We start from the raw sequence: 15,725 nt of genomic DNA on the forward strand, positions 1-15,725 counted from the left end.
TCGGGTTTCGAGCGGGCCGTGGGGGCGGCGGGTCTCGGTCGTGGCCGCGGGTGAGGAATGCGTGCCCCGTACCGCACGGTGAAGGTACCGGTGTGCCTCCCGCGCGCGTGGAGGCGCATACGCTGGCGGGATGCAGGACGAGTACCGCACAGTGGCCCGCGCGGGCGTGCACGAGACCGAGGTCAACCGCTCTCGTTTCCTGTGCGCCCTCGCCCCGGCCGCCACCGAGCGTGAGGCCCAGGCCTTCATCGCCGGCATCCGCAAGAAGCACTCCGACGCCGGCCACCACTGCTTCGCGTACGTCATCGGAGCCGACGCCGCCGTCCAGAAGGCGAGCGACGACGGTGAACCGGGCGGCACCGCCGGCGTTCCCATGCTCCAGATGCTGCTGCGCCGCGACATGCGGTACGTCGTCGCCGTCGTCACCCGCTACTACGGCGGGGTCAAGCTCGGCGCGGGCGGACTGATCAGGGCGTACGGCGGCTCGGTGGGCGAGGCACTGGACACCCTGGGGACCCTCACACGCCGGAGGTTCCGGCTGGCCACGGTGACCGTCGACCATCAGCGGGCCGGCAAGGTTCAGAACGATCTGCGCTCGACCGGGCGCCAGGTGCGTGACGTTCGCTACGGCGAGGCGGTAACGATCGAGATCGGGTTGCCGGACGCGGAGGTGGAGCCGTTCCGGGCGTGGCTGGCCGATGTCACCGCCGGGACCGCCGGGTTGGAACTCGGCGGCGAGGCGTACGGGGACGCGTGACCGGGAGGTCGGGCGCCTGCCTGGTGTCTGCCGGCAGGACCGATACGGGAGTAGCCGCCCGTGATGTCGGACCCGCCCGTTAGTCTCGGGGATCATGAGGCTTCTGCACACATCCGACTGGCATCTGGGCCGGGCGTTCCACCGGGTGAACATGCTCGGCGCCCAGTCCGAGTTCGTCGGTCACCTCGTGACGACCGTGCGCGAGCGCGACGTGGACGCGGTGGTCGTGTCGGGGGATGTGTACGACCGGGCGGTGCCGCCGCTGGCCGCGGTCGAGCTGTTCGATGACGTACTGCACCGGCTGGCCGACCTCGGTGTGCCGACGGTGATGATCTCCGGGAACCATGATTCGGCGCGCCGGCTCGGGGTCGGCGCCGGGCTCATCGGGCGGGCGGGAATCCATCTGCGGACCGAGGCCGCGGCCTGCGGTACGCCCGTGGTGCTCGCCGACCCGCATGGCGACGTGGCCTTCTACGGCCTGCCGTATCTCGAACCGGCGCTGGTGAAGGACGAGTTCGGGGTGGAGAAGGCGGGCCACGAGGCGGTGCTCGCCGCAGCGATGGACCGGGTCCGCGCCGACCTCGCCACGCGCGCGCCCGGCACCCGTTCCGTCGTCCTCGCGCACGCCTTCGTCACCGGGGGCCAGGCCAGCGACAGCGAGCGGGACATCACGGTCGGCGGGGTCGCCGCCGTGCCCGCCGGGGTCTTCGACGGCGTCGACTACACCGCGCTCGGGCATCTGCACGGCAGCCAGACCATCACCGAGCGCGTGCGCTACTCGGGCTCCCCGTTGCCGTACTCCTTCTCGGAGACCGACCACCGCAAGAGCATGTGGCTCGTGGACCTCGGCCCCGGGGGCCTGCTCGGCGCCGAGCGGATCGACTGCCCCGTCCCCCGGGCGCTCGCCCGCATCCGGGGAGAGCTGGAGGAACTGCTCGCCGACCCGGAGCTGGAGAGGCACGAGGAGGCGTGGGTCGAGGCGACCCTCACCGACCCGGTGCGCCCGGCGGAGCCCATGGCCCGGCTGACCGAGCGCTTCCCGCACACACTCAGCCTCGTCTTCGAACCGCGCAGGGCGCCGGAGGACCCGGATCTCTCGTACGCCCGGCGTCTGGCGGGCCGCGGCGAGCAGCAGATCGCGGAGGACTTCGTCGCCCATGTGCGTGGCGCGGGACCGGACGCACGCGAACAGGCGGTGCTGCGGGACGCGTTCGACGCGGTCCGCGCCGACGAGGCCGTACGGGAGGTCGCCCGGTGACGACACATTCACGGGAGACGGAACATCCACGGGAGACCGGACTTCCACGGGAGACGGAACATCCACGGGAGACCGGACTTCCACGGGAGACGGAACATCCACGGGAGACCGGACTTCCACAAGAGGGAGCACATCCACTGGATGTGGCACCTCCATGGGAGACGGCACTTGCTCGGCCCGCCATGGGAGCCGCCCGATGAGGCTGCACCGCCTGGACATCACGGCGTTCGGGCCCTTCGGCGGCTCGCAGCGGGTCGACTTCGACGAGTTGTCCGCCGCGGGGCTCTTCCTGCTGCACGGCCCGACGGGAGCGGGCAAGACGTCCGTGCTCGACGCGGTCTGCTTCGCGCTGTACGGAGCGGTGCCGGGCGCCCGACAGGGCGGTTCGCTGCGCAGCGACCACGCGGCACCCACCACGCGCACCGAGGTGATCCTCGAACTCACCGTCGCCGGAAGGCGCTTGGAGATCACCCGGCAGCCGCCCTTCGAGCGGCCCAAGAAGCGCGTCGCGGGCACGACGACCGAGAAGGCCCAGAGCCGGCTGCGCGAGTACGACGCCTCGGCCGGCTCCTGGAAGGACCTCAGCCGCTCCCACCAGGAGATCGGCGAGGAGATCACCCAGCTGCTCGGTATGAGCCGGGAACAGTTCTGCCAGGTCGTGCTGCTTCCCCAGGGCGACTTCGCGCGCTTCCTGCGGGCGGACGCCGAGGCCCGCGGCAAGCTGCTCGGACGCCTCTTCGACACGCACCGGTTCGCCGAGGTCGAGAAGCGGCTCGCAGAGCGGCGGCGCGCGGCCGAGGCCGAAGTGCGCGACGGGGACACGGCGTTGCTCGCCGACGCACACCGCATGCAGCAGGCGGCAGGCGACGCCATGGAGCTGCCCGCCCTCGCGCCGGGAGACCCCGGTCTCGCCGACGCCATCCTGGGCTGCGCCGCGGTCGCCCGAAGCACCGCACGTGAACGGCTCACCATCGCCCACAGCGCGCGTATGGCCGCCGAATCCGCGCAGGCCGCGGCCGGCCGCCTACTGGACGACGTGCGCGAGGTGGCCCGGCTGCAGCGCCGGTTCGCGCAGGCGCGAGAGCAGGCCGCGCGTCTGGAGGAGCGGGCCGACGCCCATCGCGCGGCCCAGGCGCGGATGGAGCGCGGCCGCAAGGCCGAGGCGGTGGCCCCCGCGCTCGACCTGCGCGCCGGTGCCGAGAGCGAGAACCGGCGCGCGACCGCCGAGGAGACACGCACGCGTGCCGCTCTGCCGGAGACGTTCGCCGGAGCCGGCGCACCCGGGCTCGTCTCCGCCGCGCGCAGGGCCGCCGAGGAGCTGGGCGGTCTCGAGTCGGCGCGGCGCGCCGAGCGCCGACTGGCCGAACTCGCCGCGGAGCGCGTCGAATTGGACCGCCAGGAGCGCGCCGACGAGGAGGCGCTCCAGGACGCGGAGAGCTGGCTCGCCACCTGGGAGGCGACCCGGACCGCGTTCGAGGAGCGTATCGAGTCCGCGCAGGGGGCCGCGACGCGCGCCGAGCAGCTCGCCGTGCAGCGCGACCCCGCGCAGGCCCGGCTCAACGCGGCCCGTCAGCGCGATCAGTTCGCCCGCGACACGGACGACGCCCGGCAGCAGGCCCTCGCCTGCCGTGAACGCGCCACGGAGACGCGCGCCCACTGGCTCGACCTGAAGGAACGGCGGCTCCAGGGCATCGCCGCGGAACTCGCCGCCGGTCTCGTCGACGGCGAGCCCTGCGCCGTGTGCGGCGGCACCGAACACCCGGCGCCCGCACGGAAGATCGCCGGCCACGTCGGCCGGGAAGCCGAGGAACAGGCCCTCGCCGCTTATCAGTTCGCGGACGACCAGCGCACCGAGGCCGAACGGCGGCTCGGCGTGGTCCGGGAGGCGCTGGCCGCGGCGACCGCGGAGGCGGGCGACGTACCGACGGCACAACTCGCTGAGCAGGCGGGGGAGTTGGAGCGGGAGCACGCCGAGGCGCGCGCCGCCGCATCGGGGCTGCACACCGCGCGTGAGCGACTCGCGCAGGCAAGGCTGGAACACGAGCGGCGGGTGGCCGCCCAGCAGCAGGCCGCGCTCCGCGCCGCGGCCCGGGTCTCGCACCGCGACCGGAACGATCAGGAAAAAGCTTCCCTGGAGGGGGAGTTGGACCAGGCCCGGGGCGCCGCGGGCAGCGTTGCCGCGCGGGCCGGGGAGCTGGAGCGACAGGTGGCGCTGTTCACCGAGGCCGCCGACGCGGTGCGCGCCGCCGAGGACACCGCTCAACGGCTCAAGGACGCCGATGCGCGACTCGCCGACGCTGCCTTCCGCGCCGGGTTCGACACACCGCGGGCGGCCGCCGACGCACTGCTCGACGACGCGGCTCACCGGGACCTCCAACGGCGGCTGGATGCCTGGCAGTCGGAGGAGTCGGCGGTACGGGCCGTACTCGCCGAGGCTGACACGATGGCCGCCGCCCAGCAGCCGCCCGCCGACCTGCCGGCCGCCGAACAGGCCGCCGATTCCGCCGCCCGCCGGCTGCGGGAGGCCTCCTCCGCGCAGGACGCGGCCGCCCGGCGCTGCGGCGAGCTCGACAGGCTGTCCACGCGCGCGACCGCGTCCGTACGCCGCCTGGCGCCGCTGAGGGAGGCGTACGACCGCGTGGCCCGCATGGCCGGTCTCGCGGCCGGTACGTCGGCGGACAACGAGCGCAAGATGCGCCTGGAGTCCTACGTCCTCGCCGCCCGCCTGGAACAGGTCGCCGCCGCCGCGACCGTACGGCTGCTGCGGATGTCCTCCGGGCGCTACACCCTCGTGCACTCCGACGACCGTGCCGGGCGTGGTCGCAGCGGGCTGGGGCTGCATGTCGTGGACGCCTGGACCGGGCGTGAGCGGGACACGGCGACGCTTTCCGGGGGCGAGACGTTCTTCGCCTCCCTGGCGCTGGCCCTCGGCCTCGCGGACGTCGTCACCGACGAGGCCGGCGGCGTGCGGCTCGACACCCTCTTCATCGACGAGGGCTTCGGCAGCCTCGACGAGCAGACCCTCGACGAGGTCCTCGACGTGCTCGACTCCCTGCGGGAGCGCGACCGCAGCGTGGGGATCGTGAGCCATGTCGCCGACCTGCGGCGTCGCATCCACGCCCAGTTGGAGGTCGTGAAGGGGAGAACGGGTTCGGTCGTACGGCAGCGGGGCGACCAGGACTGAATCGGCACCCGCAGGCCTGAGCCGAACCGGTCACCGGGCGCCGGGAGCCGAACCGACGACCAGGCCGGAGCACAAGGGGGTGCCCGGAGCACCCGTTCGCTCAGTGGCCCAGCGGGCGCCGGGGGAGCGGCGAGGAGTAGACGACACTCGTGGTCACGGAGCCGAGGGTGCCGATCTTGCCCGCCACCTCCTCCAGGTGGCTCATGGAGCGCGCCGCGACCTTGATGACGAAGCAGTCGTCGCCCGTGACGTGGTGGGCCTCCAGGATCTCGGGCGTCGTCCCGACCAGGTCGTGGAAGGGCTTGTAGTTGCCGTTCGGGTATCTGAGCCGCACGAACGCGAGGATCGGCAGGCCCAGGCTCTCCGGGTCGACGACGGCCGCGTACCCCTGGATGACACCTGCCTCCTCCAGTCGGCGGACCCGTTCGGTGACCGCGCTCGCGGACATGGAGACGGCACGGGCCAGCTCGGCGAAACTGGCCCTGCCCTCACGCTGGAGGACATCGAGAATATGCCAGTCGGTGGCGTCCGGGGAATACGCGGTCATGTGTGAGAGATAGCAGGGAAATCCCCGGCGGATCAAGAGTGATGCCGTGGATCGCCACTTCAGGGGAAGCGGTGCCGGACGTAGGTTTTTGACCAGGAAGCCCTGCGCGGCCGGCGCGAACGGCACCGGTTCGGCGGGACCGGGAGGGAAGGCAAGACCATGAATGTGACCGCTGACACCGCTGTGACCAGCACCTCTACCGTCGTGAACCCCGTTCTACGTGTCGCGCCGGCGTCCCCGGCCGCGGCTGCCGCCTACTTCGGCGCGAACCTCGCCTTCCACGCCGACGTGTCCGATGTCGCCGCCGCCCTCGCCGCCGGCGGCGGCGGTGACGGCGACGGTGACGGTGACAGCGGGTTCGTCGTCCTCGACTCCCGCTCGACCGAGTCCTGGGACCAGGGCCACATCCCGGGGGCGATCCATCTGCCGACCGCGCTCATCCCCGAGCAGGCCGAGCAGCTCCTGGACAAGTCGGTGCCCGTCGTCACGTACTGCTGGGGCCCCGGCTGCAACGGAGCGACCCGCGCAGCCCTGGCGCTCGCCGAACTCGGCTTCCAGGTCAAGGAGATGCTCGGCGGCTTCGAGTACTGGGCGCGCGAGGGCTTCGAGTTCGAGACCTGGGAGGGGCGCGAGCGCCGCGCCGCGGACCCGCTGACAGCACCGGTGGACGGGGCGGACTGCGGCTGCTGAGCCCCGTACGGTACGGCGATTTCAGTCCCGTACGACCTCGGTCACCGGCCGCTGGAAGCCGCGGTCCGCCGTGTCGAACTCCGTGCCGGGCGGGCCGCGCGCAGCACCACGTCGAGGATGCGTCCGGTCGCCGTAACGCGTTGGGGCCGGAAGGGAGTTCGGGCGGTCGCGGGTGTCGAGGGTGGCTTATCGGACAGGGAGGGGACAGTGAATTTCCGCCCGCCACACGCCGTGTAGCTTCTGCGCATGGCGAGAAACGACGACTTGGGCGCGGTCGAGTGGGTGGAGTCCGGCGGCGGGCCGCTCATAGCGATCCCGGAGACGGTGCTGTCCTTCTGGTCCGGCGCGGACGGCGACGAGATGTACTCCGACTACGACCGGGCGTGCGACGTGGACGGCTTCATCGGCCTCGTACCCGTCGGCGACACCCGGGCCCTGGTCCTCGGGGACGAGCCCGCCTCGACCTCCTTCCTCCCCGAGCACAGCACCTTCGTACGGTGGTGCGCAGCCGACTCCGCGGAGGAGCTGCTCGCCTGTGTCCCGGCCGCACTCGAAGCGGCGGTCTGGGAGCCGGACGTGCACTGGAACGTGCCCGGTCCGGTGGTCCTGTTCGACGCGGCCTGGCCCGGGACCGCCTCGACGCGCACGGACCATCTCAGGGTCGGGCTCGAGCCGGGCAGGTACGCGGTGCGTGCGACGTACGTGGAGCCGGGGCCCGAGACGTGGGTGGGCCTCGTACAGCTGCGGCGGTTGCCCACCTGAGCGTGCGTCACCGGCGGGGCCGTGCGAACTCACCTGTCAGGGGCTGTCGGTGTACGGCGCAGGCCGGGCTCGCTGAGCCCGGCCTCCGCCGCCGACCGTCAGAGCTGGGACAGCTCGTCCACCAGGTCGTCCAGGCCCAGCGACCCCTGTGACAGGGCAGCCATGTGCCAGGCCTTCGCGTCGAAGGCGTCGCCGTGGCGCTTCTTCGCGTTCGCGCGGCCCAGCAGCCAGGCACGCTCGCCGAGCTTGTAGCCGATGGCCTGCCCCGGGATGGTCAGGTAGCGGGTCAGCTCGCTCTCCACGAAGTCGGCCGGACGGCTGCTGTGCGCGCCGAAGAACTCCTGCGCCAGCTCGGGAGTCCAGCGCTCACCCGGGTGGAAGGGCGAGTCCGCCGGGATCTCCAGTTCCAGGTGCATGCCGATGTCGACGATGACACGCGTCGAGCGCATCATCTGGGCGTCGAGGTAGCCGAGGCGCTGCTCCGCGTCGGTGAGGAAGCCGAGCTCGTCCATGAGCCGCTCCGCGTACAGTGCCCAGCCCTCGGCGTTGGCACTGACTCCACCGACGGTGGCCTGATAGCGGGAGAGGTCCCCGGCGACGTGGGCCCACTGCGCGAGCTGGAGGTGGTGGCCGGGGACGCCCTCGTGGTACCAGGTCGACACCAGGTCGTACACGGGGAAGCGGGTCTGGCCCATCGTCGGCAGCCACGTACGGCCCGGCCGCGAGAAGTCCTCCGACGGTGCCGTGTAGTACGGGGCCGCGGCGCTGCCGGGCGGCGCGATGCGCGACTCCACCTTTCGTACCCGCTCGGCGAGTTCGAAGTGTGTTCCGTCCAGCTTGTCGATCGCCTCGTCCATCAGGTTCTGCAGCCACGCCTGGACCTCGTCGACACCCTCGATGTGCGTGCCGTGCGCGTCGAGGTGCGCGAGCGCCACCCAGGGGGTCTCGGCGCCGGGCAGGATCTTCTCGGCCTCCCGCTTCATCTCGGCGAGGAGGCGGTGGTACTCCGACCAGCCGTACGCGTAGGCCTCGTCGAGGTCGAGGTCCGTACCGTTGAAGTAGCGCGACCAGCGGGCGTACCGCTCGCGGCCGACCGTGTCCGGCGCGCCCTCGATGGCGGGCGCGTACACGTCACGCATCCAGTCCCGCAGGGCGACCAGGGCCTCGGTCGCGGTCCGGGCGGCGGCGTCCAGCTCCGCGCGCAGCGTTTCGGGACCGGGCGTGACGAAGTCCTCGAACCAGCCGCGGCCCTGGCCGTCCGTGTCGGACCATTCGGTGAGCTGCTCGACGAACGTCGCGGTCGGGCGCGGGCTCGCGTACAACTTGCGTTCCAGGCCGAGGGCGAGGGACTCGCGGTAGCCGTCCAGCGCGCCCGGCACCGCGCGCAGCCGCTCCGCGATCGCGGCCCAGTCCTCGTCGGTCTCCGTGGGCGTGAGGGTGAATACCTCGCGCACCGCGTGCGCCGGCGTGTGCATGTTGCCGACCTGGCGCAGGTGGTCATCGGCGTCGTGCACGGCGAGTTCGGCGGTGAGCCGCTCGCGCAGCAGACGGCCGCAGCGGCGCTCGATGTCGCTGTCTGCGCCCGGCTGCCGTTCGGCCTCGTCGAGCCGCTCCAGAGTTCTGCGCGCCAGCTCGGCGAGGGCGGCCTGACCCGCGGGCGAGGCATCCGGCAGCTTGCTGGAACTCGCCTTGTCACCGAGGTACGTACCGGTGACCGGGTCGAGGGCGATGAGGTCGTCGACATAGGCGTCGGCGACCTCGCGGGGCAGCGGGCTCTTCGTCTCTGACATGCGGACATCCTCATACGAGGACACGGTCCGCGTCATCAGGATTCGCTCAGGGCATGGCTCCCTGCGGCCCTTCGGTTCAGCCTTCGTGCCGCGGGGGCAGCAGCGGCCCGCAGTCCCACTGCTGGAAGATCAACCGGGTCTCGACGCGCGCGACCTCACGCCGGGACGTGAACTCGTCCAGGACCAGTCGCTGCAGGTCAGCCATGTCGGCAACCGCCACGTGGACCAGATAGTCGTCGGGTCCGGTGAGATGGAAGACGGTGCGCGACTCCGGCATGGCCCTGATCCGTTCCACGAACGGCCCGACCAACTCCCGCCGATGCGGCCTGACCTGCACGGACAGCAACGCCTCCAGGCCGCGCCCCAACTTCGCCGGATCCAGCCGCAGTTGATGGCCGAGAATGACTCCCGCACGGCGCAGCCTGGTCACCCGGTCCAGACAGGTCGAGGGCGCGACACCGACCTGCGCGGCCAGATCGCGGTACGTCGTCCGGGCGTCGTTCTGCAGCAGCCGCAGCAGATGGAGATCCACCGGATCGAGTACGACAGAATCGGCCATGCGGCGAACATAGCACGGGTTATGGCGCTGCCAACCCGCTCCTTGTTCAGGCTCGGGGCATGGACTCCGTCAGCTACGACACACGCGAACCGAGATCGCCGAGACACGGCTCCGCCGGTGCCGGTCCTACCCGCGCGCTCGCCACCGAGGCCGTGCACGCCGGGCGCGAGGACCTCGCGCGGCAGGGCCTGCACGCGGCTCCGATCGATCTGTCCACGACCTACCCGTCGTACGACAGCCGTGGCGAGGCCGCCCGGATCGACGCGTTCGCCACCGATGGCGCCGAACCCAAGGGGCCGCCCGTCTACGGCCGGCTGGGCAACCCGACCGTCGCCCGTTTCGAGACCGCCCTCGCGCGCCTCGAAGGCACCGAGAGCGCGGTCGCCTTCGCGAGCGGTATGGCCGCGCTGAGCGCCGTACTGCTGGTACGGAACGCGCTGGGCCTGCGCCACGTCGTCGCCGTACGGCCCCTGTACGGCTGCAGCGACCATCTGCTCACCGCCGGGCTGCTGGGTTCCGAGGTGACCTGGGTCGACCCGGCCGGCATCGCGGACGCGCTGCGCCCCGACACGGGCCTGGTGATGGTGGAGTCCCCGGCCAACCCGACGCTCGCCGAACTCGACCTGAGGGCACTCGCACACGCCTGCGGATCCGTTCCCCTGCTCGCCGACAACACCTTCGCCACGCCCGTTCTGCAACGCCCCGCCGAGCAGGGGGCGAGGCTGGTACTGCACAGTGCCACGAAGTACCTGGGCGGCCACGGCGACGTGATGGCCGGGGTGGTGGCCTGCGACGAGGAGCTCGCCGGCCGGCTGCGCCAAGTGCGGTTCGCCACCGGGGGTGTTCTGCATCCGCTGGCCGGCTATCTGCTGCTGCGCGGCCTGTCGACCTTGCCCGTACGAGTCCGGGCCGCATCCTCGAACGCCGCGGAACTGGCCCGACGTCTCACCGCCGACCCGCGCGTGGCCCGCGTCCGCTATCCGCGGATCGGCGGCGCCATGATCGCCTTCGAGGTGCACGGCGACCCGCACGCCGTCATCGCCGGGGTCCGGCTGATCACGCCCGCCGTGAGCCTCGGCAGCGTGGACAGCCTCATCCAGCATCCGGCCTCCATCAGTCACCGTGTCGTGGACGCGGCGGACCGCCGCGACGCCGGGGTCGGCGACCGGCTGCTGCGGCTGTCGGTGGGGCTGGAGGACGTGGATGACCTGTGGGCCGACCTGGATCAGGCGCTGGGCGGGCCAGGCGCCCGATCCTGAAGTGCCTTGGTTTCTCAGGCGGGTCGGGCGGCGAACGGTCCGCCGGTGCGGAAGGCCAGTTCGGCGAAGCGCTCGCCGATGCGGCGGTGTGCGGCGGCGTCCGGGTGGAGCAGATCGGGCAGCGGCAGTTCGGCGGAGTCCGCCTCGCCGTAGAGCTCACGGCCGTCGAGGTAGTACAGGTGAGGGTCGTCGGCCGCCCGCTGCTTCACGATACGGGAGAGCTCGTCCCGGATGACGTTGAGCGTCAGCTTCCCCGCGACGGTCTCCGCCGGGTCTCCCGCCGCCAGGAAACGGAGCTTTCCCTCGCTCAGGCCGCTGAAGTCCACCGTGGTGGGGCCCGGGGTGTCCTCGTGGATGGGGCACAGGATGGGAGAGGCGACCAGCAGCGGCGTGGTGGGGTGCCCCTCGCGGATGGTGTCGAGGAAGCCGTGCACCGCCGGGGTGAAGGCGCGCAGGCGCATCGCGTCGGTGTTGACCACGTTGATGCCGATCTTGACGCTGATCAGGTCCGCGGGGGTGTCGCGCAGGGCGCGGGCGGTGAACGGGTCGAGCACGGCGCTGCCGCTCAGCCCCAGGTTGATCAGCTCCACGCCACCGAGGGAGGCGGCCACCGCCGGCCAGGTGGTGCTGGAGCTCTCCGCGTCGGAGCCGTGGCTGATCGAACTGCCGTGGTGCAGCCACACCTTGCGAGCCCCGTCCGGTACGGGCTCGACAGGGGCGTCGGTGCGCAGCGCGACCAACTCGGTGATCTCGTTGTACGGCAGCCAGATCTCCACGTCCTTCTCGCGGTCGGGCAGCCCGGTGAACCGAACGGTGCCGACCGGGCCGGGCCGGGTCTCTGTGGCGCCGGTGGTCATGTCCACGGTCAGCACAGTGCCGCCCGGCGTGCTCGCCCGGCCCGCCAGGCGGCCGTCGACGAGCAGGTCGTACACCCCATCGGGGCGCGGCGGCGCTCCCAGGTAGACCGTCTTGGTGGGGAGTGTGTCCAGCTCGACAGCGGTGGCCCGGGTGCGGAAGACCAGCCGTACGCCGGACGGTTGGGCCTCCGCCATGGCCAACTGGCCATCGGGGGACTGCACGCGGGCCCGGGCGGGCAGCCGGTGGGGCAGCACTCCGTGCTCGGTCCGCTCCAGGTCTAGCGCACCGCGCACGAGGTCTGCGGTGATGGGGGTGGGGATCCAGTCGTGCTGATGATTCATGGCCCCAGCATGTCAACGCGGCCGCCGGCACGCACATGAGAATACGGATGGCGGGATGGCGGACAGTGGATGGCGGAGGCCGAGCTGGCGGGTGGCTGACAGCGATGGCTGGGTCGCCTTTTCCCGTCAGCCCGTCAGCCCGTCAGCCCGTCAGCCCGTCAGCCCGTCAGTCCGGCCAGCCCCGCCTGCCCAGCCCTGTCAGCCCCTAAGTCCTGCGGTCTGCGGTCTGCGGTCTGCGGTCTGCGGTCCGCGGCGCGGTCCGCGGAACACAGCCGGTATCAGTCCCGCACCACCGGCTCCCCGCGCTGTCCTCCGTCGTACGGCAGCCGTGATGTCACCGGAGTCGCGTCCAGGCGGGCCGTGATGACCAAGGTGCCCTCCTCGATCTGGTAGTCGAGGGGAAGGCCGAGGCCGCGCATCGCGGCGACCATGCCGGTGTTGGAGGACTGCGTGACGGCGTACACGCTCTCGCAACCCGCCTCGACCGCCATCGTCACCAGGCGGCCGAGCAGTTCGCCCCCGATACCGCGGCGCTGCCAGTCGTCCTCGACGAGGAGCGCGATCTCCGTTTCGTCGCCGTCCCAGAGGAGGTGGCCGAGCCCGACGATGCGCCCCGACGCCGTCCGCGCAGCGAGGGTGCGCCCGAAGCGTGGGCTGAGCAGGTGGTTGAGGTAGCGGTCCGCGTCGCCGAACGGACCGTGGTAGCGCATCTGCAGGGTGTGGGGCGAGCAGCGCTCGTGCATCGCCTTGGCGGCGTCGAGGTCGGCGGGGTCGGCGCGCCGCACGCTGATGGCGTTGCCTTCCGGCAGCGTCAGCGTGTCCTGGCTGCGCGGGATCCGCGGGCCGAGCCGCGCGTCCAGCTCGACCAGCGCCCGGGCTCGCGCGAACTCCGTCGGCGTGAACGGCAGATACGGCCGCTCCACCGTGATCACCTCACCCTCCGGCGCCCGCAGGCGCATCACCGTGTCCTCAAGTGCTCCCTCGACGGGAGCGCCATCCTCCGTGCGACTGGCTCGGGGCGACTTGGCGGGCAGCGAGCGGATGGTGCACCTGCCGAGCAACTGCCGGAGCGCGAGCGGCAGTTCCGCCGCGTCCAGGGCCGTGCGGGTGGCCAGACCCAGCACCCGCGTCGGCGCGTCGACCAGGTCGTGGGCGTCGCCCCGCTCGATCCAGGTCTCCGTGCCGCCGGCCTGCGAGACGACGCGGGTCATCTCGGAGGCGGCCAGCTCCGCGGGTGCGCGCAGCAGGAACTCGTCCACGGTGCCCTCTGCCAGCGGATGCGTCTGCAGGCTGAGGATGTCGACCTGGTACCGCGCCATTGCCGAGCACAACACGGCCAGCGAACCCGGGGTGTCCTTCACCGTCGTCCGCAACCGCCACAGCGTGGTCGCCCCGGAGACGGCCTCGGGCTCCGCCACGGACTCATCGGACGACTCGGCCCGGCGCCCGTCGGCGAGTGGTCGGCCACCGGTGTCGTCCGCCGGTGGGGCGTGACCGTGGTGTCGTGCCCACCATGTGTGGAAACCGGCCGTGGCGACCAGGACGCCCGCCGAGATCATCAGCAGGGCGATGCCGTCGGGTCCGTGCCCGATCAGGTTGGCGACGGCGTCCGCCACCGCGACGGCCGTGAACAGGGCGGCGAGTTCGACGACGTCCCGCCGCCAGTGGTGGACGGGGCGCCCGTGCTTCGCTCGCGTCACATCAGACATGTCTGGAGTCATACAGCCACTGTGGGGCAACGGTGTTGCGTGATCACGAACGGTCTGTGACTGATCGGTTAAGTGTCGTTCCGTACCTTTTGTGGTTCTTTTTGCGGGGGTTTTGCTTCCGCTGTCGTGCGGATACGTGATGCCCTGGTCAGAGCGACCCGCGGCCCGCGACCCACGCCCTTGGCCGGCCCACGCCCTTGGCGCCATCGGCGAGAGGAAAGTGAACGGGACCGCGCACCGGGGGATGACTCCGGTACGCGGTCGGCGGTTCGAGAATACGGGAGAGCCGCCGGTCCGAACGAACGACGCGTCACCCCGGCTCGGGTGCTACTGCCCTACGCGGCCCGGCTGAAGCACCTGCGTGAACAGCACGGTTCCGTCCTGCTCGCGCAGTCGCACCGTCAGCTCGCCGCTGGCGCCGTCGATGTCGACCTCGCCGAAGAACTGGAAACCGCCGGCGGGCGAGACGTTCGAGGCGGTCGGCGCCTTCACGAACACGCGCTCCGGACCGAAGGTGCTGTCCAGCGCGCTTGCCGGGAAGGCGCCGGCGTTGAGCGGTCCGGAGACGAACTCCCAGAACGGTTCGAAGTCGGTGAAGGCGGCCCGCGACGGCTGGTAGTGCTGCGCCGAGGTGTGATGCACATCCGCCGTCAGCCACACCGTGCCGGTGATCCGCCAGTGCTTGACGAACCGCAGCAGTTCCGCGATCTGAAGCTCACGCCCGAGCGGCGCACCCGGGTCGCCCTGGGCCACCGCCTCGATGTTCGGCTGCCCCTCGGTGGCGTCCGGCACGACCAGGCCGATCGGCATGTCCGCGGCGATCACCTTCCACACGGCACGCGACCGTGACAACTCCCGCTTGAGCCAGGCCAGTTGCTCGGCGCCGAGAATGCCCTGCGGGTCGGTCGTCTGCGTGCCGGGGGAGTTGGCGTTGCGGTAGGTCCGCATGTCGAGGACGAACACGTCCAGGAGCGGGCCCTGGCGCAGGACCCGGTACACACGGCCGTCCTGGTTGTCCGGTCGCAGCGTCGAGAGGGGGAAGTACTCGCTGAACGCGCGGCGGCCCCGGGCGGCCAGGACGTCGACGCTCTTCTCGGTGTAGCGGGGATCCGAGGCCGCGATCACCTCACCGGGATACCAGTTGTTGCGCACCTCGTGGTCGTCCCACTGGATGATGGACGGAACCTGGGCGTTGAAGCGCTTCAGGTTCTCGTCCAGCAGGTTGTAGCGGAAGTTTCCGCGGAACTCGGCCAGCGTCTCGGCGACCTTGGACTTCTCCTCGGTGGTGATGTTGCGCCAGATGCTGCCGTCGGGAAGCGTCGCCGTCGCGGCGATCGGGCCGTCGGCGTAGATGTTGTCGCCGCTGCACAGGAAGAAGTCGGGGTCGAGTTGGGCCATGGCTTCGTAGATCCGGTAGCCGCCGAGATCGGGGTTGATGCCCCAGCCCTGTCCCGCCAGGTCGCCCGACCACAGGAAACGCACTCCGTCGCGCCGCCCGGCCGGAGCGGTGCGGAAGGTACCGGTCACCGGTTCGCCCGTGCGGCGCGGGTCGTCGGGGTCGGCGAGCAGGACGCGGTAGTGGATCTGCTCACCCGCCGGCAGCCCGTGCAGCCGGGTCGTCCCCGTGAAGTCGCTGCCGGCGCCGAGCAGCGGGCCCTGCCACCTGCGGGTGTGGCGGAACGACTCGGTCGCCGACGTCTCGACGATCATTCGGGCCGGGCGGTCGGAGCGTACCCACACCCGTCCGGAGTCGGCGGTCACGTCGCCGCTCTGGACGCCCCACCCCGCCTTCGGCCGCCCGGACAGCGCGAACGCCGGCGCCGTGCCGAGCGCGGCCGGCAGGGCCAGTGCGGCGGAGGCGGCCAGGGAGCCACGCAGAACGCTGCGGCGACCGGGGAACGGATGCTGCGGACGATGTGACATGAATGCGCCTCCAGGGACGGATCCGGCCAATGGGCAATGCCACAACTACTGGTGCGCCGAAGCGCACACGGAAACCACGAGTGAACAG

At 71.8% G+C, this 15,725-nt stretch carries 12 protein-coding genes; 6 read left to right on the top strand and 6 right to left on the bottom strand.

Annotated features, from left to right (window positions below):
* Positions 1-130 precede the first annotated feature (130 nt).
* The 3 genes from ACFYPC_RS00075 to ACFYPC_RS00085 all read left to right on the top strand — a co-directional run bounded on the left by ACFYPC_RS00075 (position 131) and on the right by ACFYPC_RS00085 (position 5,199).
* Complete coding sequence (locus tag ACFYPC_RS00075; protein WP_388668163.1) at positions 131-757, top strand: YigZ family protein; 627 nt, start codon at positions 131-133, stop codon at positions 755-757.
* 94 nt (positions 758-851) lie between these two features.
* Positions 852-2,015: an exonuclease SbcCD subunit D gene (locus ACFYPC_RS00080; RefSeq protein ID WP_388668166.1), complete on the top strand. Its 1,164-nt coding sequence runs from the start codon at positions 852-854 to the stop codon at positions 2,013-2,015.
* A gap of 196 nt (positions 2,016-2,211) precedes the next feature.
* Positions 2,212-5,199, top strand: coding sequence for an AAA family ATPase (locus ACFYPC_RS00085; RefSeq protein WP_388668169.1), 2,988 nt, complete (start codon positions 2,212-2,214; stop codon positions 5,197-5,199).
* A 100-nt stretch (positions 5,200-5,299) separates the two neighbouring features.
* Here ACFYPC_RS00085 and ACFYPC_RS00090 read toward each other — a convergent pair whose 3' ends face one another.
* Positions 5,300-5,746 carry an Lrp/AsnC family transcriptional regulator gene (locus ACFYPC_RS00090; protein ID WP_385728382.1) on the bottom strand — a complete coding sequence of 149 codons (447 nt, stop codon included), beginning with the start codon at positions 5,744-5,746 and terminating at the stop codon, positions 5,300-5,302.
* 159 nt (positions 5,747-5,905) lie between these two features.
* Between ACFYPC_RS00090 and ACFYPC_RS00095 the strand changes: the two genes are divergently transcribed.
* Positions 5,906-6,436, top strand: coding sequence for a rhodanese-like domain-containing protein (locus tag ACFYPC_RS00095; protein WP_388668172.1), 531 nt, complete (start codon positions 5,906-5,908; stop codon positions 6,434-6,436).
* A gap of 246 nt (positions 6,437-6,682) precedes the next feature.
* The gene (locus tag ACFYPC_RS00100) at positions 6,683-7,198 is read left to right on the top strand and encodes an immunity 21 family protein (protein WP_388668175.1); all 516 of its coding nucleotides are present in this window, start codon (positions 6,683-6,685) and stop codon (positions 7,196-7,198) included.
* A 98-nt stretch (positions 7,199-7,296) separates the two neighbouring features.
* On the opposite strand, the gene ACFYPC_RS00105 is transcribed toward ACFYPC_RS00100, so the two are convergent.
* Positions 7,297-8,988: a DUF885 domain-containing protein gene (locus ACFYPC_RS00105; protein WP_388668178.1), complete on the bottom strand. Its 1,692-nt coding sequence runs from the start codon at positions 8,986-8,988 to the stop codon at positions 7,297-7,299.
* 76 nt (positions 8,989-9,064) lie between these two features.
* Positions 9,065-9,547 (bottom strand): Lrp/AsnC family transcriptional regulator, encoded by a 483-nt coding sequence (locus ACFYPC_RS00110; protein WP_388668181.1) that lies wholly within the window; start codon positions 9,545-9,547, stop codon positions 9,065-9,067.
* Positions 9,548-9,606: 59 nt separating this feature from the next.
* On the opposite strand from ACFYPC_RS00110, the gene ACFYPC_RS00115 reads away from it, so the two are divergent.
* The gene (locus ACFYPC_RS00115) at positions 9,607-10,806 is read left to right on the top strand and encodes a trans-sulfuration enzyme family protein (protein WP_388668184.1); all 1,200 of its coding nucleotides are present in this window, start codon (positions 9,607-9,609) and stop codon (positions 10,804-10,806) included.
* Between the two features lie 14 nt (positions 10,807-10,820).
* On the opposite strand, the gene ACFYPC_RS00120 is transcribed toward ACFYPC_RS00115, so the two are convergent.
* The 3 genes from ACFYPC_RS00120 to ACFYPC_RS00130 form a co-directional block, all read right to left on the bottom strand.
* Positions 10,821-12,005, bottom strand: coding sequence for a GDSL-type esterase/lipase family protein (locus tag ACFYPC_RS00120; RefSeq protein ID WP_388668187.1), 1,185 nt, complete (start codon positions 12,003-12,005; stop codon positions 10,821-10,823).
* A gap of 278 nt (positions 12,006-12,283) precedes the next feature.
* Positions 12,284-13,714: a GNAT family N-acetyltransferase gene (locus ACFYPC_RS00125; protein WP_388668190.1), complete on the bottom strand. Its 1,431-nt coding sequence runs from the start codon at positions 13,712-13,714 to the stop codon at positions 12,284-12,286.
* Positions 13,715-14,041: 327 nt separating this feature from the next.
* A complete protein-coding gene (locus ACFYPC_RS00130; RefSeq protein ID WP_388668193.1) occupies positions 14,042-15,637 on the bottom strand; it encodes an alkaline phosphatase D family protein in 1,596 nt (531 codons plus the stop codon).
* Positions 15,638-15,725 lie beyond the last annotated feature (88 nt).

Source organism: Streptomyces sp. NPDC005808 (assembly GCF_042871385.1).
Taxonomy (GTDB): domain Bacteria; phylum Actinomycetota; class Actinomycetes; order Streptomycetales; family Streptomycetaceae; genus Streptomyces.